General features: G+C 40.9%; 24 protein-coding genes and 1 tRNA gene. 9 read left to right on the forward strand and 16 right to left on the reverse strand.

Annotated features, from left to right (window positions below):
* The first annotated feature begins 7 nt into the window (after positions 1-7).
* Positions 8-1,219 carry a 2,3-bisphosphoglycerate-independent phosphoglycerate mutase gene (locus THETH_RS06535; RefSeq protein WP_013932577.1) on the forward strand — a complete coding sequence of 404 codons (1,212 nt, stop codon included), beginning with the start codon at positions 8-10 and terminating at the stop codon, positions 1,217-1,219.
* Entirely contained in the window at positions 1,216-2,496 is a 1,281-nt protein-coding gene (locus tag THETH_RS06540; protein WP_013932578.1) for a ComEC/Rec2 family competence protein, read from the forward strand. The genes THETH_RS06535 and THETH_RS06540 overlap by 4 nt, the downstream gene beginning before the upstream one ends.
* Here the strand turns inward: THETH_RS06540 and THETH_RS06545 are convergent.
* The 4 genes from THETH_RS06545 to THETH_RS06560 form a co-directional block, all read right to left on the reverse strand.
* A complete protein-coding gene (locus THETH_RS06545; RefSeq protein WP_013932579.1) occupies positions 2,436-2,900 on the reverse strand; it encodes a Fur family transcriptional regulator in 465 nt (154 codons plus the stop codon). The genes THETH_RS06540 and THETH_RS06545 overlap by 61 nt on opposite strands.
* 15 nt (positions 2,901-2,915) lie before the next feature.
* The gene (gene nusA, locus THETH_RS06550) at positions 2,916-3,950 is read right to left on the reverse strand and encodes a transcription termination factor NusA (protein WP_013932580.1); all 1,035 of its coding nucleotides are present in this window, start codon (positions 3,948-3,950) and stop codon (positions 2,916-2,918) included.
* Between the two features lie 13 nt (positions 3,951-3,963).
* Positions 3,964-4,413, reverse strand: coding sequence for a ribosome maturation factor (locus THETH_RS06555; protein WP_052295971.1), 450 nt, complete (start codon positions 4,411-4,413; stop codon positions 3,964-3,966).
* A 50-nt stretch (positions 4,414-4,463) separates the two neighbouring features.
* Positions 4,464-4,554: transfer RNA gene (locus tag THETH_RS06560), tRNA-Ser, on the reverse strand.
* 266 nt (positions 4,555-4,820) lie between these two features.
* Here THETH_RS06560 and THETH_RS10985 point away from each other — a divergent pair.
* From THETH_RS10985 to THETH_RS06575, 3 genes are read left to right on the forward strand one after another with little or no spacing between them, the layout of a single operon-like run.
* Positions 4,821-4,946 (forward strand): hypothetical protein, encoded by a 126-nt coding sequence (locus THETH_RS10985; RefSeq protein ID WP_281011857.1) that lies wholly within the window; start codon positions 4,821-4,823, stop codon positions 4,944-4,946.
* Entirely contained in the window at positions 4,943-6,004 is a 1,062-nt protein-coding gene (locus THETH_RS06570; protein WP_157723321.1) for an MFS transporter, read from the forward strand. Before THETH_RS10985 ends, THETH_RS06570 begins: the two co-directional genes overlap by 4 nt.
* A gap of 41 nt (positions 6,005-6,045) precedes the next feature.
* A complete protein-coding gene (locus THETH_RS06575; protein WP_013932581.1) occupies positions 6,046-6,930 on the forward strand; it encodes a DUF4438 domain-containing protein in 885 nt (294 codons plus the stop codon).
* 20 nt (positions 6,931-6,950) lie between these two features.
* Here the strand turns inward: THETH_RS06575 and THETH_RS06580 are convergent, their stop codons facing one another.
* The 6 genes from THETH_RS06580 to THETH_RS06605 form a co-directional block, all read right to left on the reverse strand.
* The gene (locus tag THETH_RS06580) at positions 6,951-7,550 is read right to left on the reverse strand and encodes a hypothetical protein (protein ID WP_013932582.1); all 600 of its coding nucleotides are present in this window, start codon (positions 7,548-7,550) and stop codon (positions 6,951-6,953) included.
* Positions 7,547-8,416, reverse strand: a complete 870-nt coding sequence (locus THETH_RS06585; protein ID WP_013932583.1) for a pseudouridine-5'-phosphate glycosidase — start codon at positions 8,414-8,416, stop codon at positions 7,547-7,549. The genes THETH_RS06580 and THETH_RS06585 overlap by 4 nt, the downstream gene beginning before the upstream one ends.
* A gap of 56 nt (positions 8,417-8,472) precedes the next feature.
* A complete protein-coding gene (locus THETH_RS06590) occupies positions 8,473-8,712 on the reverse strand; it encodes a type II toxin-antitoxin system HicA family toxin (protein WP_013932584.1) in 240 nt (79 codons plus the stop codon).
* Positions 8,709-8,921 (reverse strand): 2-oxoisovalerate dehydrogenase E1 subunit beta, encoded by a 213-nt coding sequence (locus THETH_RS06595; protein WP_013932585.1) that lies wholly within the window; start codon positions 8,919-8,921, stop codon positions 8,709-8,711. The genes THETH_RS06590 and THETH_RS06595 overlap by 4 nt, the downstream gene beginning before the upstream one ends.
* A 33-nt stretch (positions 8,922-8,954) precedes the next feature.
* The gene (locus tag THETH_RS06600; protein WP_013932586.1) at positions 8,955-9,455 is read right to left on the reverse strand and encodes a nitroreductase family protein; all 501 of its coding nucleotides are present in this window, start codon (positions 9,453-9,455) and stop codon (positions 8,955-8,957) included.
* Positions 9,456-9,568: 113 nt separating this feature from the next.
* A complete protein-coding gene (locus THETH_RS06605) occupies positions 9,569-10,675 on the reverse strand; it encodes a TRAP transporter large permease (RefSeq protein ID WP_083815695.1) in 1,107 nt (368 codons plus the stop codon).
* A 99-nt stretch (positions 10,676-10,774) separates the two neighbouring features.
* On the opposite strand from THETH_RS06605, the gene THETH_RS06610 reads away from it, so the two are divergent.
* Together THETH_RS06610 and THETH_RS10785 are read left to right on the forward strand one after the other, a co-directional pair.
* Positions 10,775-10,954: a hypothetical protein gene (locus THETH_RS06610; protein ID WP_013932587.1), complete on the forward strand. Its 180-nt coding sequence runs from the start codon at positions 10,775-10,777 to the stop codon at positions 10,952-10,954.
* Positions 10,926-11,090, forward strand: a complete 165-nt coding sequence (locus THETH_RS10785) for a hypothetical protein (RefSeq protein ID WP_169310355.1) — start codon at positions 10,926-10,928, stop codon at positions 11,088-11,090. The genes THETH_RS06610 and THETH_RS10785 overlap by 29 nt, the downstream gene beginning before the upstream one ends.
* Positions 11,091-11,135: 45 nt before the next feature.
* Here THETH_RS10785 and THETH_RS06615 read toward each other — a convergent pair whose 3' ends face one another.
* From THETH_RS06615 to THETH_RS06640, 6 genes are read right to left on the reverse strand one after another with little or no spacing between them, the layout of a single operon-like run.
* A complete protein-coding gene (locus THETH_RS06615) occupies positions 11,136-11,969 on the reverse strand; it encodes a DMT family transporter (RefSeq protein WP_013932588.1) in 834 nt (277 codons plus the stop codon).
* A 41-nt stretch (positions 11,970-12,010) separates the two neighbouring features.
* Positions 12,011-12,700, reverse strand: coding sequence for a zinc metallopeptidase (locus THETH_RS06620; RefSeq protein ID WP_013932589.1), 690 nt, complete (start codon positions 12,698-12,700; stop codon positions 12,011-12,013).
* Positions 12,701-12,743: 43 nt separating this feature from the next.
* Complete coding sequence (locus THETH_RS06625) at positions 12,744-13,982, reverse strand: DUF1015 domain-containing protein (protein WP_013932590.1); 1,239 nt, start codon at positions 13,980-13,982, stop codon at positions 12,744-12,746.
* On the reverse strand, positions 13,979-14,350 hold the full coding sequence (gene ybeY / locus THETH_RS06630; protein WP_157723322.1) for an rRNA maturation RNase YbeY: 372 nt from the start codon (positions 14,348-14,350) through the stop codon (positions 13,979-13,981). Before ybeY ends, THETH_RS06625 begins: the two co-directional genes overlap by 4 nt.
* A complete protein-coding gene (locus tag THETH_RS06635) occupies positions 14,313-15,749 on the reverse strand; it encodes an HDIG domain-containing metalloprotein (protein WP_013932592.1) in 1,437 nt (478 codons plus the stop codon). The genes ybeY and THETH_RS06635 overlap by 38 nt, the downstream gene beginning before the upstream one ends.
* Positions 15,730-16,692, reverse strand: coding sequence for a PhoH family protein (locus THETH_RS06640; protein WP_013932593.1), 963 nt, complete (start codon positions 16,690-16,692; stop codon positions 15,730-15,732). The genes THETH_RS06635 and THETH_RS06640 overlap by 20 nt, the downstream gene beginning before the upstream one ends.
* Positions 16,693-16,745: 53 nt before the next feature.
* Here THETH_RS06640 and glgX point away from each other — a divergent pair, with 53 nt between their 5' ends.
* Together glgX and THETH_RS06650 are read left to right on the forward strand one after the other, a co-directional pair.
* Positions 16,746-18,899: a glycogen debranching protein GlgX gene (gene glgX, locus THETH_RS06645; RefSeq protein WP_013932594.1), complete on the forward strand. Its 2,154-nt coding sequence runs from the start codon at positions 16,746-16,748 to the stop codon at positions 18,897-18,899.
* A gap of 31 nt (positions 18,900-18,930) precedes the next feature.
* Positions 18,931-20,628, forward strand: a complete 1,698-nt coding sequence (locus THETH_RS06650; protein WP_013932595.1) for a YgiQ family radical SAM protein — start codon at positions 18,931-18,933, stop codon at positions 20,626-20,628.
* Positions 20,629-20,733 lie beyond the last annotated feature (105 nt).

Raw genomic sequence — 20,733 nt, forward strand, 5'->3', positions numbered from 1 at the left:
TGATTCTGTGAACTACGACAGACAGGAAATTCTAAAAGAACTAGTTCAACCAGCTCAAACCAAGATAGTGCTTCTTGTGATGGATGGCGTAGGTGATATTCCACAAGACTCAACTGGAACGGCCCTTCAAATGGCTAAAAAACCGAATTTGGATGCCTTGGCGCAAAAATCCGATCTTGGACAAACCATTCCCGTTTTGCCTGGTATAACTCCTGGAAGTGGTCCTGGACATTTGAGCTTGTTCGGCTATGATCCGATCAAGTATCAAATTGGAAGAGGTATCCTTGAGGCACTTGGGAGCAACGTGGATGTTGGAGAAAAAGACGTTGTGGCAAGGGCAAACTTCGCTACGGTGAAAGATGGTGTAGTTGTTGACAGAAGAGCAGGTAGACCGAGTACAGAGGAAAGTGCAAAGGTTGTGGCTAAACTTGCTGAACAGATTAAAAAGATCGAAGATGTTGAGATTCGATTTTATCCTGGCAAAGAACACCGTTTTGTGGTGAAGTTTACGGGAGAAGATCTTGACGATCAACTTACCGATGCCGATCCTCAAAAAGATGGCAAACCGATTGTTTACACAGAACCGTTGCGACCTCAGGCAGAAAAAACCGCAAAGATAGTCAATCAATTGATGAACAAAATAGCCGAAGTGCTCAAAGATGAACCGAAGATGAACTTTGCTTTGATCAGGGGATTTTCGAAATATCCAAAACTTCCGCTTTTCCCAGAGGTCTACAAATTGAAAGCTGCAGCGATAGCAACTTATCCAATGTATCGTGGAATAGCAAAACTAGTGGGAATGGAAGTTTTGGAAACAGGATCAACGGTGGAAGACGAAATAAAGACTTTGAAAGAAAACTGGGAAAAGTACGACTTTTTCTACCTGCACGTTAAAAAAACCGATTCTTACGGTGAAGATGGCAATTTGCAAGATAAGGTGCACGTCATAGAAGAAGTTGATCGATTTATACCCGAGATTTTGTCCTTAAATCCAGATGTTTTCGTTGTAACCGGTGATCATTCCACACCTGCTGCCTTGAAATCACACAGCTGGCACCCTGTTCCGTTCATGATTTACTCAAAATATACCAGAAGAGGTTTGAGCAAAGCCTTTGATGAATTCGAATGCGCCCGCGGATCACTTGGAACCTTTTACGCAATCGATGCAATGGGGTTGATCCTAGCCCACGCGCTTAGACTCGAAAAGTTCGGCGCATGAGATATGCCTGGCTGATTTGTTTCATAGGCTTGATGACTGGGGTGATAATAACCCCAGTCATCTTTTTGCTTCTTTTACCGTTGATTTTTGTTAGAAAAAACTACATCAAACTATACGTTGTTTGTGTTGCATTAGGATTTTTGCTTTCACAAGGTTCAAAACTGAACAAAGAAATCGAAGTGGTTGGGTTTGTGACTGTGAAAAAATCGAATTACTGCATTGCAACCAATGTTAGGTACTATCAAAATGGAAAGTGGAAACGGTTGAAACACGATTTGAAAATACTTGAGGCGAAAATCGAAGCTGGTAAGGAATTTTACGCATTTGGAAATATTTCAACAACCTTTTCTTACCCAAGGTATGTTCTTAAACCTATATTCTGCGAAACTTCACCATACACCGCCAAAGGTTTGTGGAAAATTTTATCCATCTTGCAAGATTGGAAGAAAGACCAACAAAAACTCATAGAAGAAGCTTTACCGAACCACGCTAAAACAATCAACGGATTAATTTTCAGCGATGGTAATTTTGATAAAGCCGAATCGGAAAAGATAGCGAAAAGTGGTCTTGGACATTTGTTCGCGGTATCTGGCCTTCACGTTGGAATAGTTTACGCGGCTTTTGAAATTTTGATCAGCTTTTTTACCTACAAGTTCTATCTTAGAAGATCCATAAGCACAATCTTTGCGATTTTGTTTGCCCTTTCAACGGGTCCAACCCCATCTGCACTCAGAGCAGCGTTAATGCTTGCGATTTGGAATCTTTTTAAGATCTTGGATTATCCCATAGAACCACTGAACGTGTTGGGAATAGTTGGAGCCGTTAATATTTTGCTTGAACCATACTCTGTGTTATCGCTATCTTTCTTGATGAGCTATTCAGCCACTGGTGCAATTTTATTTTTCCTTCCAAAGTTGAAAAAGTCTTCAAAATTGCTTCAACCTTTCGCTGTATCCTTGTCGGCTTTTCTAGGTGTGGCGCCTTTTTTGAGCCTGTTTTCGTACGTTAACTTTTTATCTCCTTTTGTTGGAATCGTTGCAACGTTTGCAATTACTCCTTTGCTTTGGGGAATTTGTACTTCGCTTGTTCTTAACCTCATAGGACTTAGATCATTAGCACTTTTAACAACGAAGGGCACGTGGCCCTTCGCTTTTGTTGCTGAAAAACTTTTGGATTTTTCACTGATTTTTCCATCAGTTCACTTTGGTATTTTCGGTTATGTGTTGTTTGTTGGAATACTGCTGTTTTCAGTTTGGCATTTTGGGCACAAACCGTAAAATTTTATGTCGTGATAATCTATGATATATCCAGTTTTGCTTGCAACGTTTTTAACCAACTCGTTGACAAGTTTTTCATCTATCTCGGCAATGTTTCCACAGTTTTTACAGATTATATGTTGATGCAAGGTATCTTTATTTTGAGCTGCCAATTCGTACCTGTATATTCCCTCTCCAAACTCAAGTTTTCTTAGAAAACCTAACTTTGAAAGCAATTCAACCGTCCTATAGACCGTTGCCTTGCTTATTCTGTACCTTTTTTCGATGAGTTTTCTATAAACATCCTCAGCTCCGAGATGTTTTTCATCGGACTCTGCAAAGATTTTTAAAATTATTTCCCTTTGGGCGGTCATTCTATACTTTTTTGAACGCAATTCTTTTCTTAAAGCTTCATAAATGAACAACTTCTTTACCTCCCTTCATGCGTTCATGATAGGTTTTATGTCTATCTTCCATCCGGTCAACTTTGCTGCCAGTCTTGCGTTCTGCCCACCTTTCCCAATCGCAAGCGAAAGCTGAGTGGGTGGAACAAGAACTCTTGCCACTTTTTTCTCGCTGTCAAGTATTTCAACGTTTACAACCGATGCAGGTGCAAGTGCATTTGCTATCAACTGCCTTGAATCGTCTGACCACTTGAATATATCCACCTTTTCACCTTTCAGTTCTCTCAGTACAGCTGCAATTCTACCTCCACCTTCTCCAATGCAAGCTCCAACTGGATCAACCTGTGGGTTGGTCGAAACAACGGCAACTTTCGTCCTTATGCCAGGCTCTCTCGCGATCGCCACAACTTTAACTATACCGGCTTCCACTTCTGGTACTTCCAATCTAAGCAGTCCAATCACAAACTCTGGACAAGCTCTGGAGACGATCAGTTTTGGACCTTTCTTGTCCTTTACAACTTCCTGAACGTAAACTTTCACCAAATCACCAGGTTTGAAAGTCTCGTCGTCTATCCATTCTTTTTTCAAAAGCCTTGTTTCAAGCTTTCCAATCCTCAAATCAACCCAATCGGGTGTAACCCTTATGACCTCTGCCGTCGTGATGTTTCCAGCAAGCTGGCTGTAGTATTCATACTGCTTCTCCTTTTCAAGTTCACGAATTCTCTGTATCAAAACTTGTTTAGCAGTTTGAGCGGCTATTCTTCCAAAATTTTTCACGTTGATTTTTTTGTACACTTTCTGCCCAATTTCTGCAGAAGGGTTTATCTTCCTTGCCTCTTCAAGCGAAATTTGAGTGAGAGGATCTTTTGGCTCTTCCACGACTTCGAAAACTTGGAATAACTGGATATCCCCAGTCATTGGATCTATCTTCACTTCAACGTTTTTCGCTGTACCAAAGTTCTTCTTGTAAGCGCTCACCAAAGCTTTTTCTAAGATTGATATAACCTCGTCCTTTGCTATACCCTTTTCTTGTTCAAGTTGATCAAGTGCTTCCAAAAGATTTATGTTCATGCTTCATCCCTCCTTAGAATTCAACTTCAAGCCTTGCTTTTTTTATCTGCGACAGTTTCAAAACTACCTCTCCTTGATCAGTGTTGACTTTTAGTTCATCTTCAGATAACTCTCCTATATGACCTGTTACAACCTTCCCTTCACTTAACCAAAACTTTGCAAGTCTTCCAGCAAAACGTTTGTAATCTTTAGGGCCTCGAAGCGGCCTGTCCAAACCCGGTGACGAGACCTCAAGGATATAGCTTGTCGGTATCAAATCCTCGTGAAGGTCTAAATATTTTCCAACCTCATTCGAAACTTGTTCACACTGGCGGATGCTGACATACCCATTTGGATCGTCTATGACGATCTTTAAAGTCCACTTTCCTCTCTGTTTTGTGAAAGACATGTCAAAAAGTTCTAGTCCAAAACCTTCCAGTATATCCACAACAACGGGTCTAAGTTTTTCAACGATTTCTTCCACAAAAATCACCTCCTTATTGAAAAACCGGGACATACGTCCCGGTACCTGTTTGGCGGAGAGGGTGGGATTTGAACCCACGGGTGGGTTTTGCCCACCACACGCTCTCCAGGCGTGCGCCTTAGACCGCTCGGCCACCTCTCCGTTAAATGATGGTGTATCTCAAAGTATACACATAAATTTATACCATATTAAAACAAAATAGGCAAGTCCAAATGTCTAGGTGAAAGATTTTTCACCGCTGTTGAATATATTTTATACGCTCTCTTGATTTTTTTGAAGTATAATGTAAAATATTTTGAGGTAGCACTTTAAAAAGGGGTGAGCACATACTAAAACAAAGTAAAAAAACCAGCAACCTTTTACTTTTTGTCACGGGAAGATTTGAATCACTTCTTGGATGGTCGGCTTTGATGGTAGCTTTACCGTTGTACATCCTTGATCTGACTGGTTCTGGAACGATGATGGGAATTTTCACCCTTGTGGGAAGCCTGCCAAGATTCTTCATACCTTCATACTCCCTTTTGCCGGTGTGATAGGAGATAGACTCAACAGAAAGCATCTGATGGTTTACCTTGATCTTGCCAAGGGGCTTGCTTTGACAATCGCCTTTTTGTTTGCAACAATGAACAGGTTGAATTTCTCTGCGTTACTCATTTTTTATGGGATATTTGGAATCATAAGTGCACTTTTTGACGCGCCAACTTCTGCGATGCTCGCAGATTTGGTTGAACCTGAAAAATTAAGGCAAGCAGCTTCTTTGAATTCCGCAGCTGCTTCAATAGCTCAAATGATTGGACCGGCAATTGGTGGAGTTCTCTATGGACTGGCAGGGATCAAAAATGTCTTGCTTTTTACCGCAATCTTTTATTTTCTGTCCGCATTGAGTGAGATGTTTATTAAATACGAGTACAGAAAGAGAGGCGGAAAGATCAGGGTATTCAAAGAAATCAGCGAAAGCGTCAAATTCTTGCTCAGACACAGAGGACTGAAGTTCCTTTTCGCATTTGCAGCAGCGTTAAACTTCTTTTCCGCGCCATTTTTTGCTGTCATTTTTCCTTACCTTTTTAGACAAGAACTTTGCTTTCCACCTCAGGCTTTCGGTGTACTTCAAACGATGCTTATGGTGGGAGTACTTTTCGGTAGCATACTGACAGGAACAGTATTTTCAAAAACAAGTTCAAGAAAACTCATCACCCTGGGCTTGATATCCCAAACATTTTTGGGTTGTATCGTTACAATAACGCTTTGGTGGCTAAGTTCAGCAGGATTAGCTTTGATTGCGACAATTTCCTATTCATCATTTGTTGTCATGGGTATCCTGAATATGATGGTAAACATTCCAATAAACGCTAATCTACAACTTTTGATACCATCCGAAATGCGCTCGAGAGTGCTGTCTACTCTGACTTTTGTTGCAAGCGGCTTGACTCCGCTTGGATCGTTGATAGGAGGCTTGCTTATAGACAAGATGAATGTGTTTGCACTTCTTCTTGTTTTGAATTTGATACTCTTTGGAATTTCTATGATTTTCGTTTCCACCGCGCCTAAGGAAGCTTTCTTAGCGTCCGAGGTTCAAGAAGCATCTGGTTGAACAAATCAAAAATGTGTAGAATATTTCTTGAGGTGATTGTTATGAGAACGAACAAAGACAAACTTGTCATGATCTCTGTTCAAGGTACGATAGCCAAGCCCGAGCATACCGGAAGACATTCGGTTGCACATGACGGAACCCCTTTTATGTTACCTGGTACCGGTGGTATAACTTACAACGTCAGGGTTGGAGATCCTGTTTTCGGTTGGGCTGCAGATCACGTTGAACCAGGTGTTTCAACAATTCTTGACCAAGAAAAAAGAGAATCACCAACAAACCGTGGCTACAACTTCTATGCATGCATTGGTAATGAAGCGAAGGTTGTTACGGGAGATGCGAAGGGAGCCAAAGGCGTGGTGATAGGTCACCACGGTGGAGCAGAACACGTGTTGATCGATTTCCCAGAAGAAGTCTTGGAAAAACTAACTTTGGACGACAAAATATTGATAAAAGCTTTCGGTCAGGGTTTGAAGCTCCTTGATTATCCGGATGTACACGTTTACAACATCGATCCAAATTTGCTTGAAAAATTTGGAATCATCGAGAAAAATGGGGAATTACACATTCCAGTTGTTGCCGTCGTACCAGCATTCTTGATGGGCTCAGGGATTGGATCAACGAGTATGGGTACTGGTGACTACGATATCATGACAGCCGACGAAGTTACGTTGCGCGATTATGGACTAGACAAACTTCGGTTTGGAGATATAGTCTACATCCAAGACCATGACAACAGCTTTGGAAGATGTTACAGAAAAGGCGCAGCCACAATAGGGGTAGTCATTCACAGCGATTGTAAGTACGCTGGACATGGCCCTGGGGTTACAACCTTCATGACTTGTGCAAAACCAATTTTAAAACCTATAATTTGCCCAGATGCCAACATAGGAAAGATTTTGAAGATAGGAAGGTTTGAAGAAAAATAACCCCACCTCTTGGTGGGGTTTTAAAATCGATAGCTGAAAACGATTTTTATCGGCACCGGCATAGATTTAACAACAAGATCTTGATCTTTGATGTAAAGATCGTAAAACCTTATCCCTATTCCAGCGCCTATCGAGAATTGTTCTGTCAAAGCTTTAAAAAATTCCACGTCTGTAAAATAAACTTTTCCTTCGAAAGACCCTTCACCTTCTAAGTCAACGGCAGAAAGGTTTGTAGCTGGTCCAAGCAGAACAAAGTTTAAACCTGCCGAAATTCTGACAATGGATTCAACTTGAGGAAAAGGAAAAACAAAGCTTGTGGATATTCCTGCACCCAAAATGGTGGAATAGAGGGTGTCGTTTTGAGTTTTCAAAGCCAAGTTGTCAAAACTCAGCACAACCCCAATCCTCAAACCTATCTCAAGTCCGTATTCAAAAATCATCGAAGCACCATAACTTGTTCCAAGGTTTACTTCCACCTCTTTTATTTGATCTTCTTGTAACACAGAAATGCTGTTGTAGCCTGATGCACCAAAGAACACATTTGGAACAAAGTAACCATACGCAGATGCAAAAACAAAACTTGCCAAACTCAGAAACATTATGAACAGCAATCTTTTCATCTAGTTTTCCCCCTTTCCAAATTAAAAAGGCAGTTCAAAATATCACACGCAAGCGATACGTTGTTTTTCAAAAGCGCTATGTTCGATTCAACGGTTTTTCCCGAAGAATACTCAGCTAATTTTGCAAGCAAAAACGGTGTGACATCTTTTCCTGTGATTTTTGCTTTTTGCAAATCTTCTAACGCTTTCTTTTCCCACTCTTGTAAATCCCTTTCGTCTATCGCGTACTCTTCTGGTATAGGGTTGAAAACCAAAAGCGAACCTGGCAAATCAAGCCTTTCTTTGGCTTTAAAAATCCTGACAATTTCTTCAACTGTTTCAACTCTTTTGATTTCAACATCCACACATCTCAAATAAAAAGCAGGAAGTTTATCTGTCCTAAAACCAACCACGGTAACTTCAAGACTTTCAAGCATTTCCATGGTGGCTTTTAAGTCCAGTATCGACTTTGGACCGGCGCTCACCACGATCATTCTTGTCCTTGAAAGCTCCAAAAGATCCTGAGAAACATCCCAATTTTGTGTGCTGTGAACACCACCTATGCCACCTGTTGCAAAAATTTTTATTCCATATTTTGAAGCAATCCTCATAGTTGCACTAACTGTTGTTGCAGCCCACAGCCTTTTCGCAACGGCATATGGGATTTCGGCTACACCAACTTTCAAAACATCGTCACGTGTTCCAAGTTTTTGAATTTCCTCTTCGCTCAAACCAACCTTTATTTCTCCTTCAACGATGCCTATTGTCTTTGGCGCACAACCTTTTTCGCGTGCAAGCTTTTCAAGTTCCAAAGCCACTTCAACGTTGATAGGCTTTGGTAACCCATGCGCTATAACAGTTGATTCCAAAGCAAGTATTTTTTCCAACTAGCTCACCAACCTTCGTAGTGAATTCTATCAGATTTGAAGATCTCAAAAAACTTTTAAAAAAGCTTCTTTATCTCATCGATACTGAGATTCAACTCACGCGCTACTTCCTTTAGAATACTGTTTACAATGCCAACCTTTAAGGTTTTATGATTAGGTATCGTGAGATGGTGAATCTTCTCTGAACTTTTATAAGTGAGTCTTATATGACTACCCGATTGACGAGTAATCACATAACCAAGTTGCTCTAGAACTTTTACCAATTCCTCTCCACTTAAATCACGAGGAACTTTCAAAAAGTCAAAACCTCCTGTTTAACAATGTGAAGTCGAATAATCTTTGGACGATCTTTTTCATCGAAATGACATATAACAGCATCCTTAACAGATTCCCTAAGTTCCTCGAGACTTTCTGCTTGAGTAAATATTGAGTAACCTAGAGCACGTGCTTCAAAACCACCTTCTGGAGATTCCTCAACCAAGAAAATTATTTCAGGAACAGACATATTTGTACTCTAACCTCCTTCTTGTATTTTGATTCACCAACCTTCGTAATGAATTCTTTCGGGTTTGAACTTTTCAACAGGTTTTGGCTCTTCAGCAGGATAACCTATGGCAATTACGGAAAATGGGATTATGTTTTTTGGTAGACTAAAAAGCTTCTTCAAACCGTTAATTCTTTCTTCATCAGGGTAAACTCCACACCAAACGCTTCCAAGCCCAAGTTCTGTAGCCCTTATGAGAATATTTTCCGTTGCAGCCGAACAATCTTGCGGCCAGAATTTTTCAGATTTTACAAGCGACAAATCGCAGCATACTATTATACAAACTGGAGCTTGAGCAACCATTTTGGCATATGGGTGAACCTCTGCAATTTGTTGCTTTTTGATCCTATCACGTATCACAATGAAATGCCATGGCTGTTGGTTCCAAGCAGAGGGCGCACACATTGCAGCTTTTAAAAGCTCTAAAACCTTTTCTTGTTCAACCTCTTTCTCCTGATACTTTCTAATGCTTCTTCTTTTGCAAATGAAACTCACATTCATCCCCCTAAAAATTATTTTAGCTCAAAACAACACTATCTACGATGTTATCATCACTGCTTTCAACTTATTCAAAAGAGGAAAAAACCACAGAAAGATTATAAGGTCTATCACTTTATCAATCCAAGGAGTCTTGGAACTACCATAGTTATGGCTGGAACATAGGTTATCAAGAAAAGAGACCCAATCATCGCAGCATACAGTGGTAGCATAGCTACCGTGGTTTTTTCTATGGTTGTCTTACCAATCGCACAACCAGTGAACAACGCGTTGCCAACTGGTGGAGTGCAAAGACCTATTCCAAGGTTTATCATCATTATTATTCCAAATTGCTCAGCTGATACTCCAACACTCCTTACAAGGGGTAACAATATCGGAGTCATTATGACTATCAAAGGGGCCATGTCCATAACAAGTCCTAGCACCAAGAGAAGCAAGTTCACCATCAATAACACGATGAATTTGTCTGTACTTACTGCAAGGATGGCTTTCGCTAAATAAACAGGTATTTGTAGATACGCCATTATGTAACTAAAAGCCGTAGCATTAGCGATCAAAAATAAAACCATTGCTGCAGTCCGAGCTGACTCTTTGAAGACATTCAACACCGTTCGCCAAGATCTGGATTCCTTGTGAAAAATGAGTCCAAGTATAAGTGCAAGAAAAGCACCAAATGCCGAAGCTTCTGCAGCCGTGAACCATCCAAAGATAATTCCTCCAGCCGTTATTAAACCAACGAGCAAAACAGGTATTGACCTTGAAAGTATCCCAGGGATCTTATCTCTTGGAACAGGTTCTCCTCTTGGAAAATTCTTCAATCTGGCAAGTATGAAAACCACAGCCATCTGACTTAAACCTAAAATCACCCCAGGGAGATAACCAGCTGCAAAAAGTGTTCCAACAGAAACTCCGCCTGCAGCCATAGCATAAATGATCATATTCTGGCTTGGTGGGATTATTATCCCTTGGATCGAAGAAGTCACAGTTAAAGCCGTTGCGAATTCTTTTGAGTATCCCTGTCTTTCCATCATTGGTATTTCAACAACTCCCAAGGATGCCACATCCGCTACTGCTGAACCTGAAATTCCACCAAAAAGCATACTCGCCAAAATGTTAACGTACGCCAAACCGCCCTTGAATCTTCCCACGATAAGATTTGAAAGTTGTATTAAATCATCAGTTAAACCGGTATAATTCACAGCCTGACCTAACAGTATAAAAGGAGGTTCCCGTAAAGATGAAAGTTACAACAACAAATATCACCGAGTACCTATACCAAATTATACCAAACCTTTTTCAAAGACAAAGAGTTCCACATGAGGCGAAAGTATGAACTTGCATTAAGGAAGGCAGCAGCCATAATTGGAGTCAGTCATGAAGCCTTGAGGAAATGGTGGACGAGGATGAATGCTGAGAAGATAGAAGGCAATGCAGTAGTAGCTATAGACAAGATGAAGGTGAACATAAATGAGGTTTGGGGAAAGAAGTCTTGTTGAGAGTGTGATAGGGATAACAAGGTACAGGCTGAGGCGTTTTAACATAAGCAGGTTATGGTACAAGAGGAGGGATGAGGACATAGTTAAGTGGCTATTTCCATTTCTTCTATTAGTGCAGTTTTCCTTCTTAAGTTGACAGGTCCAAAATTATAGCACAAAAATACATCTAATACATCTTTAACTACTTCTGTAATCTCACACTTCCTCCGATCATCGATAATATCAGTACTGCCATCCCAGCAAGTTGGGATGTAGAAAACCTTTCAGCAAGAATTACAGCAGAAAAAATAGCAGCAAAAACAGGTTCTCCCACGTATATGAGCGCCGCGGTGTTCGAGCCTACATGCTTTTGGTACTTTAATTGCACCCAAACTGCAAAAACCGTTGCTGCGATCGCCGTAAAAACCAGCACAACCACAAAACCAAAGCTTACGCCCAAGGGCTTTCCTCCAATCGGCGTGAAAAGAAAGTTTAAAACGGACGTCAAAAACAGCTGTGGAACAAGCAAAGATATTTCATCGTCGTTGTTTTTGGTGTAATGTGTTATAAGCACAACATGAATCGCAAAACCAACTGCACAGATGAGTGTTAAAAAGTCCCCAAAGTTGAACGGATCGTGTGAAGGGTCGTTGAGAAGGTATAGTCCAAGTATCGAGCTAACAAACGCCGCAAGTTGTAAAATAGTCGGTCTGGATCTTTCGATGAAGTACGAAAACAAAGGGACAAGCGGTATGTAAAGAGACGTTATAAACCCACTCTTTGTGGAAGAAGTTATCTTAAGACCACTTGTTTGCGTTGCGTAAGAGATGGCAAGAAAAAAACCTAAAATCAAACCATGCTTCCAGTTTGACTTCTTTCTAAACACAACCATTGAAAGAACTGTTGCAACAGCAAATCTACAGGCATTGTAAAAGAAAGGATTCGCGTTGCCTATAACTATCTTTTGTATTGGAAATGTTAAACCCCATACCACAGTAACTAGCAAAATCAAAACAATTGCTTGCAATCTTTTCATATCTTCTTCTTAAAAAACTACCCCCCACGGCTTTCTTGATTTTAGTCTCTTCTTCCAAAAGCACCGGCAAGAATGAGCATCCTAAGAAGCTGCAAGATCGACATCGCAGTTGCGGCAACGTAAGTGAGAGCAGCTGCACTCAGAACTTTTTTAACAGCTACAAGTTCTTCCTCGCTCATCAAAATGTTTTCTCTCAAAAGCTTGATAGCCTTTCTGCTGGCGTCGTATTCAACTGGCAGTGTAACCAAGCTGAACAAAACAGCCAAAGAGAACAAGAGTATTCCAAATTGCCACAGAGCGGGAATTGCAAATATCAAACCCATCAGGAACAGTATCCAAGCCAGCGATGAACCAAAACCTGCAACCGGTGCTAAGACATTTCTAAAGACAAGCAACGGATGTTTTTGAGCGTGTTGTATAGCATGACCAATTTCGTGAGCAACCACACCAAGAGCCGCCACAGAACTGCTGGCATAGGTCGAAGCCGAAAGTCTAACCACTTTGGTTCTTGGATCGTAATGGTCTGTGAGATGACCAGGAGTTGGTTCAACTCTCACGTCGTAAATGCCAGCATAATCAAGTAGCCTCATTGCAAGCTGACTGCCAGTGTAACCAGTTAGTGACCTTACTCTTGAGTAGCGCGAAAAGGTTGTGCTCACTTTGATCTGAGCCCAGAACGCCAGCAGCAAGGCTGGTATCAAAAGAACAAACGTTGGATCGTAGAAGAACATCTAACCACCTCCTTGTTTATGACACTGAAAAGGTTCATAACGTTCAGATCGCATGAATGAATAAACCACTTTTTAACTTTGGTTCAAACCAAGTTGATTTTGGTGGCATTATTTGACCTGAATCTGAAACTTTCATCAAATCCTCTATAGACGTTGGATACATCGAAAAGGCAACTGCCCAACCTTTATTGTCCACATATTCTTCCAAAGCTTTCAATCCATGTATACCACCAACAAAATCTATCCTTTTGTCGGTCCTTGGGTCCTTTATACCTAGGATCGGCGAAAGCACGTGTTCTTGAAGTAAACTCACATCAAGACTTTTGACTGGATCGGAAGCATCGATGAACTTTTCCGTAATCTTCAAAACATACCATTTACCTTCAAGGTACATTCCAAACTCGTGGGCTTTCTTGGGTTTGTAAGGCGTTTCTGGTGCTGGCTGCACTTCGAACTTTTCCTCCAGAGCCTTAAGGAATTCCTCAGGTTTCAAACCATTTAGATCCTTAACCACGCGATTGTAATCGTAAATTCTAAGATGACTGTGTGGGAAAAGAACAGCCAAAAAGTAGTTAAATTCCTCTTCACCTGTGTAGTTTTTGTTCTCTTCTCTAAGCATCAAAGCCGCTCGAACCGCAGCCGCAGCCCTGTGATGACCGTCGGCTATGTAGAAGCTGTCAACTTTTTCAAAAGCCTTTTTGATGCTTTCTATCTTCTCCTTGTCTTTCACCAAGTAAACAACTTGCCTAACGCCATCTTCGTCTACAAAGTCGTATTCTGGTTCTTTGTTGGTTTCTTCTATGATCAACTTATCAATACTTTCGTTGGATCTATACATTAGAAAAACAGGACCCGTTTGAGCCTTCAAGTAAAGGATATGCTTTACTCTTTCATCTTCTTTGTCTTTTCTGGTCAATTCGTGCTTCTTTATCTTGTTGGAAAGATATTCGTCCACAGAAAAGGTTGCCACCAAACCTATTTGCACGTGATCTGGTGCAACTTGCTTGTAAACGTAAAAACATGGTTCCTCATCCTGTATGAAAATCTTTTCGGCTATCATTCTTTCAAGGTTTTTCTTTGCGACCTCAAGTGCTCTGTCGTCACTTGGTTCAATAGGTTCATCAAAGTTAACTTCCGGTTTGTTGATTTGATAGAAAGACAAAGGATTCGATTTGAAAATTTTTCTTGCTTCTTCTGAACTTATGACGTCGTAAGGTTTAGCTGCAACCTTTGACGCAAATTCTTTTTTTGGCCTTATGGCTTTGAAAGGTCGAACGATCATTCAAAATCAACCTCCCTAAGATAGCGTTCTTGTTTTTCGAACATTTCCTTTGATTTTATATCTTTAAGTTCGTGATCATAACCGGCAACGTGTAAACACGCGTGTATCAAAACTCTCAAAAGCTCTCGCTGAAACGGTTCTTTGTACTTGGTTGCGTTTTTTTCAACAACGGCGGGGCAGACGTATATTTCCGCGTAAAGATCTTCGTCCTTGTAAACAAAGGTTAAAACATCCGTCGGGGCATCGATGGATCTGTAATTTTTGTTCAAAGCCCTGATTCTTCTTTCTCCAACAAATACAACGTTTATCTTCGCATCCTTAAGTTCATTCTCAAGAACTTTTCGAATTGCTTTCTTTATTTTTTTCATCGGGAGCTTTCTGCGCGTTTTGTTTATCACTCGAACCATTGGCAAGGGAGATCACCTTCTTTATCTCTTCCTTTGGATACTCAACTCTGCTTTTGAACATGTTGACGAGTATTCTGGTGAATTCTTCGGCAATCGCTTCCAAATCTTCCAACGTTAAACCAGATTCGTCCAATTCCCTTTCGTTGTAAATGCCAGAAACAATTTCTTCCACAAGTGTTTGAATTCTTCCAGGAGTTGGGTTTTTTATGCTTCTGGCAGCTGCTTCAACGGCGTCCGCAAGCATAATTATACCAGCTTCTTTGAATTGAGGCTTTGGACCAGGATAGCGAAACTCATTCTCACTTATTTCTTCCCCCATAGCCCTTGCTTTGTGGTAGAAAAACTTTTGAACCCTAGTACCGTGATGCTGTGGAATGACATCCTGAACTAATAACGGTAAGCGATGTTTTCTAGCCAACTCCAAACCAGATTTCACATGGTCTTGAATGATCAAATGACTCAACTTTGGACTGAGCTCATCATGTGGGTTGACCTCCGATATGTTCTCAGTATAAAAATAAGGTCTCTTGATCTTTCCAATATCGTGAAAATAGCCTGCAGTCCTGGCTAAAATAGCGTTCGCTCCTATTCTTTCTGCAGCAGCCTCAGCTAAGTTGGCAACGATCGTGGAATGGTAATAAGTTCCCGGTGCTCTCAAAGATAAACTTTTCAAAAGCGGGTTGTTCAAATTTCCAAGCTCCATCATGCCCAAATTGGAATAAATCATGCTTATGTACTCTATGTACGGCAAAAGTCCTATTCCAACGATCGAATAAACAACGGGGAAAACCAACGCAATCAAAAATTCTTTCAAGTTGAAATAAAAGTTGCGAGTATAATAAGCAATCAACAAGTAAACGAGAGAAATCAAAACAACGTACATGGCTGTTTTCGCCAATTCCAAACGCTTCTTAATCCCAGCCGATGTTATCGCAACAACAACTGAGCTCAAAAAAGTTGCCGGAAAAGTCTCAAAACCATGCAAAAGTGCATGGCTTATTGAAAAAAAAGTAGCAAGATCTATTGCTAGGTCCTTGCTTACCAACAAAGAAGCGAGAAAAACGGGGATAAAGAACAAAGAGGCATGATTTCCAAACTGTCTTTCGACAATTCTTGCAAACAGTGAACCAGCGATGGTTAAACTGAAAAGCAGATAAAAATAAGCCTTGTGAAGCGAATATGGTTTGATGGATATTTTTGGCTTGACAAAAATCAGCCAGATTGAAACACTGACAAAGTAGGTTCCGAAGAACGAACTGTTGGCTGAAAAGTTCGGGAATTTGAGAAACAAAATCGAAAGAAATACCACTAAAAGGTCTTGCCAGTTTTTCTTAAGCAAGTTAAGTATTGTTTTTCCCATATTTTTTCCTCTCGTACTCTTCGTAGGCTCTAATTATATCCTTCACGACCGGATGTCTTACCACATCCATATCGGTGAGATATACAAACTTTATACCTTTGATACCTTTTAAGATCTTCTCACACTCGATCAAACCAGATTGACTTCTATCGATGTCTAACTGAGTGACATCTCCGGTTATGACTGCCTTTGAATTGAAGCCAATTCTGGTTAAGAACATCTTCATCTGCTGGTGAGTAGCATTTTGAGCCTCATCAAGTATTATGAAACAGTTGTTCAAGGTTCTTCCTCTCATGAACGCGAGCGGTGCTATCTCGATTATTCCCTTTTGCCTATAATTATAGAATTTCTCAGCTGGCATCATGTCGAAAATGGCATCGTATATGGGTCTTAAGTAAGGATCTACTTTTTCCACCAAATCTCCCGGTAAAAAGCCAAGCTTTTCTCCAGCTTCCACAGCAGGTCTTGTCAAAACTATCCTCTGAACAATTCCACTTTTAAGATATTCCAAAGCCATTGCAACTGCCAGATAAGTTTTTCCAGTTCCGGCAGGACCAATGGCAAATATCACGTCGTAATTTTTCATCGCTTCAATGTACTCAGCTTGACCAGGAGTCTTCGGTCTTATTTTTCCAACCAAGACGGTTTTGCCATTTGAAGAACCTTCCGCCTTCGTTTCTCCTTCGCTACAAAACTCGACTAATGCTTCAAATTCAGCCCAATCCATGAAATAACCTTTCCTTGCGGCTGCGACGACTTGGGAAATTATGTTTTCAACCGTTGAAACAACCGCGTCGTCGTTACCTATAACGGTTATCCTGTTGTCGGAAACCTCGATGCTCACCGGAAACCTTTTTCTCAAAAATCTGATTCTGTTATCGTACTGGCCAAGCACAGCGACGATATCGATATTTTCAGGAATTTCAACAGTTTTAAGTGCCAGTTTAACACCACCTCCTTGGTTTTATTATACCTTATACTATTGGTGGTGATACGATGCCAGATTATCCGATACAGTACAAAAACCCAGGACCCGAAGTTAAGTTGAAAACAAAACGAGGTTATCCAAAGCTTGGAGCTACGCCAGACGATACGGGTGTTAACTTTGCCATTTTCACAAGAAATGGAAGACGTGTGATACTTGAGCTTTATCAAAACTTTCACGATGAAAAACCTTCCCACAGATTTGTCCTAGATCCGATTGAAAACCGAACCGGCGACATTTGGCACATCTACGTTTACGGAGTCGGTCACGGTCAATACTACGGTTGGAGGATCGACGGAGAATATGACCCGTTAAACGGAAAAAGGTTCAACGTAAACAAACTTTTGATAGATCCATACGCAAAAGCCATATCGAGTTCTTTTGAGTGGGATGAAGAATACCTCTATGGATACGACAAAAAGTCTCCTGAAAAAGATCTTTCCTTTTCCATCCTAGATTCTGCCAAAAGTCCTGCAAAGTCCATAGTCATAGACGATTCCAAGTACGATTGGTCAGGTGATAAAAGACCGAAGATTCCTTGGAAAGACACCATTATTTACGAAATGCACGTTAGGTTTTTCACAATTCATCCAAGTTCAAACGTTAAGTTCCCCGGAACTTATCTTGGAATACTTGAGAAACTCGACCATTTGAAGGAGCTTGGTGTAACCACGATTGAACTTATGCCTATTTTCGAATTTTGTCCATCTTCAAACACCAGGATAAATCCACTTACTGGAAAAAGGCTTAAAGACATGTGGGGATACAACCCGATCAACTTTTTCGCGGTCACGGGAAATTACTCAGTTGGTCTAAGACTTGGAGAACAAGTTTTCCTTTTCAAAGACTTTGTGAAAGAACTTCACAAGAATGGTTTTGAAGTCATACTCGACGTTGTTTACAATCACACCGCCGAAGGCAATGAACTTGGTCCAACTTTGTCCTTCCGAGGCATAGACAACGAAATTTATTACATACTGGATCCAAAATGCAAAAGGTATTATTTGAACTACTCTGGATGTGGAAACACTTTGAACTGCAATCATCCTGTTGTCAAACAGATGATAATCGACAGCTTGAGGTACTGGGCAACTGAAATGCACGTGGACGGTTTTAGGTTTGATCTAGCGTCGATACTTGGCCGCACACCAGATGGCAGATGGATCGGGGATTTTTCACTTTTGAAAGACATCGCAGAAGATGCGATACTTCACGATTACAAGTTGATAGCGGAAGGTTGGGATGCCGCTGGCGGATATTTCTTGGGACAATTTCCCGAAGGATGGGCGGAGTGGAACGGAAAGTACAGAGATGTTGTAAGAAGGTTTGTGCGTGGCGACGAAGGGGTCGTTGCAGAGCTTGCGACCAGAATAGCGGGAAGCCAAGATCTTTACAGTGGAAAAAGTCCGCATGCCAGCATAAATTTCATAACATGTCACGATGGTTTCACATTGCGTGACCTGGTTAGCTACAGGTACAAGCACAACGAGGCAAACGGTGAAGACAACAAGGATGGAATGGATGAAAACTTTAGTTGTAACTATGGGATTGAGGGGGAAACGGACGATCCAGTTATAAACAAAATCAGAAAGCAACAGGTGAAAAACTTCATCACCATTTTGATGGTATCTCACGGTACACCGATGATTCTAATGGGCGATGAAATGTACAGAACGCAGTTTGGCAACAACAACGCATATTGTCATGATGATGAAACCACTTGGCTGAACTGGGAACTCAAGCAAAAACACGCGGATATCTTTAGTTTTTTCAAAAAGATGATCCACTTTAGAAAATCACATCCTGCTTTGAGAAGACCACACTTCTTCACAGGTTCTCAAACCCTCGCAGGCATACCAGATCTCACTTGGCATGGGGTAAAGCCGTTTGAACCTGATTTCAGCTACCATTCCCACTCGATAGCCTTCATGATAAGCGGAGCACCGACAAGAGTTGGTGAAGAAGAGGACGACGATATATACGTCATTTTGAATCAATGGAGAGAACCTTTAAAGTTCATTCTTCCATACGTTCACGGAAAAAAATGGTACAGAGTTGTTGATACGTCATACGATTCCCCTGATGATTTTCTGGACGATCCAGAACCTGTGGGATACTTTTACATAGCTCAGCCAAGAAGTTCTGTCGTTTTGATAGGCAGATAAAAAATAGCCTATCTTTGGGGTGAAGTCTTTCATGTTCCTTCCAACAACTCGTGAGGAAATGGAAAAACTCGGTTGGAAAGAACTTGACATCATATTCGTCACGGGTGATGCTTACGTCGATCATCCATCCTTTGGTGTTGCCTTGCTTGGGCACTATTTAGTTTCAAAAAGTTACAAGGTTGGAATAATAGCTCAACCAGATTGGCAGAGTGGTAAAGACATCACAAGGCTTGGAAGGCCAAGGTTGTTTTTCGGCGTCACCGCTGGAAACGTCGATTCAATGGTTGCAAATTACACCGCTTCAATGAAAAAAAGAAAAAGCGACGAGTACACACCTGGCGGAGTTAACAACAGAAGACCAGATCGTGCTGTAATTGTTTACTGCAACTTGATCAAAAGGTTCTTTCCAAAGGTTCCAATAATCATAGGTGGAATTGAGGCAAGTCTTAGAAGATTCGCACATTACGATTGGTGGTCTGACAAGATCAGAAAGTCAATTCTTGTGGACAGCAAAGCAGACCTATTGGTGTACGGCATGGGAGAAAAAACTCTGCTACAAATAGCCGAAACACTTTCCAAAACCGAAGATATAGAAGCGTGTAAAAGTTTGCGTGGGATAGTTTACTGGACGAGCAAAAAACCTCAAGAAGGGATTGAACTTCCAAGTTTTGAAGAAATATCTATCAACAAAGAAGCGTACGCCAAAATGGCAAAAATGCAACTTTATTTGACAGATCCAATGAAAAACATTGTCCTTTACCAAAAGCAAGACACACGCTACGTTGTTCAAAATCCCCCACAGTTTCCGCTTGAACAAGAAGAGTTTGACAAGTTGTATCTGCTTCCCTTCGAAAGAAAGGTACATCCATATTACGAAGCTCAGGGACATGTCCCTGCAATAGACATGATACAGTTTTCCATAACGGCAGTCCGTGGCTGTTATGGTATGTGTTCCTTCTGTGCTTTAACGCACCATCAGGGAACGCATGTTGTTTCAAGAAGTGAAGAATCGATTTTGGAAGAAACCAAGATCTTGACAAAGCACGAAAATTTCAAAGGAACAATCACCGATGTAGGTGGACCTACTGCCAACATGTACGGGGCATTCTGCAAAACAAGAAGCGAAAAAGGTCAGTGTGGAAAATTCTGTCTTCACCCAAATCCTTGCAACCTTTCTTTACCGGATCACGATAGATTTCTTTCACTTTTGGAGAAGGTCAAATCAGTACCAGGTGTAAAGCATGTTTATGTTTCCTCCGGTTTAAGACATGACCTTATACTTCACGATAAAGATTATCTCAACATCATTCGAAGACTTGTCGAATTTACACCGGGTCAGCTGAAACTAGCCCCTGAACATGCTCATCCAGATGTTCTTCGACTTATGAGAAAACCACCTGTTGAACTGTTTTTGAAATTCAAAAAGATTTTCGAAACCGAAGCAAGAAAGATGGGAGAAAAAAGGTACGTGATAGGCTATTTCATAGTCGCCCATCCTGGGGAATCTTTAAAAGAGAACAATTATTTACACGATTTCATAGAAAAACACCTTGGTTATCGTCCACAGCAAATTCAAATCTTCACCCCAACACCAGGTACCCTGAGCACAGCAATGTATTACACCGAGATGGATCCGATAACCGGAGAGAAATTCCACGTTGAAAAATCGCTGAAAACGAGAAACCAAATGAAAAGAAATGTGCTTTTTACAAAGGAAGAAGAAGTATAATTTTTTCTTGCAAATGTTGCAAAAAGAATGTATAATATGACATAAGGTAAAAATGGTATAACAAATTTTCGAAATTGAATACCAAGCCTCAGCCGTGGGGGTATT

Source organism: Pseudothermotoga thermarum DSM 5069 (assembly GCF_000217815.1).
Classification (GTDB): Bacteria; Thermotogota; Thermotogae; order Thermotogales; family DSM-5069; genus Pseudothermotoga; species Pseudothermotoga thermarum.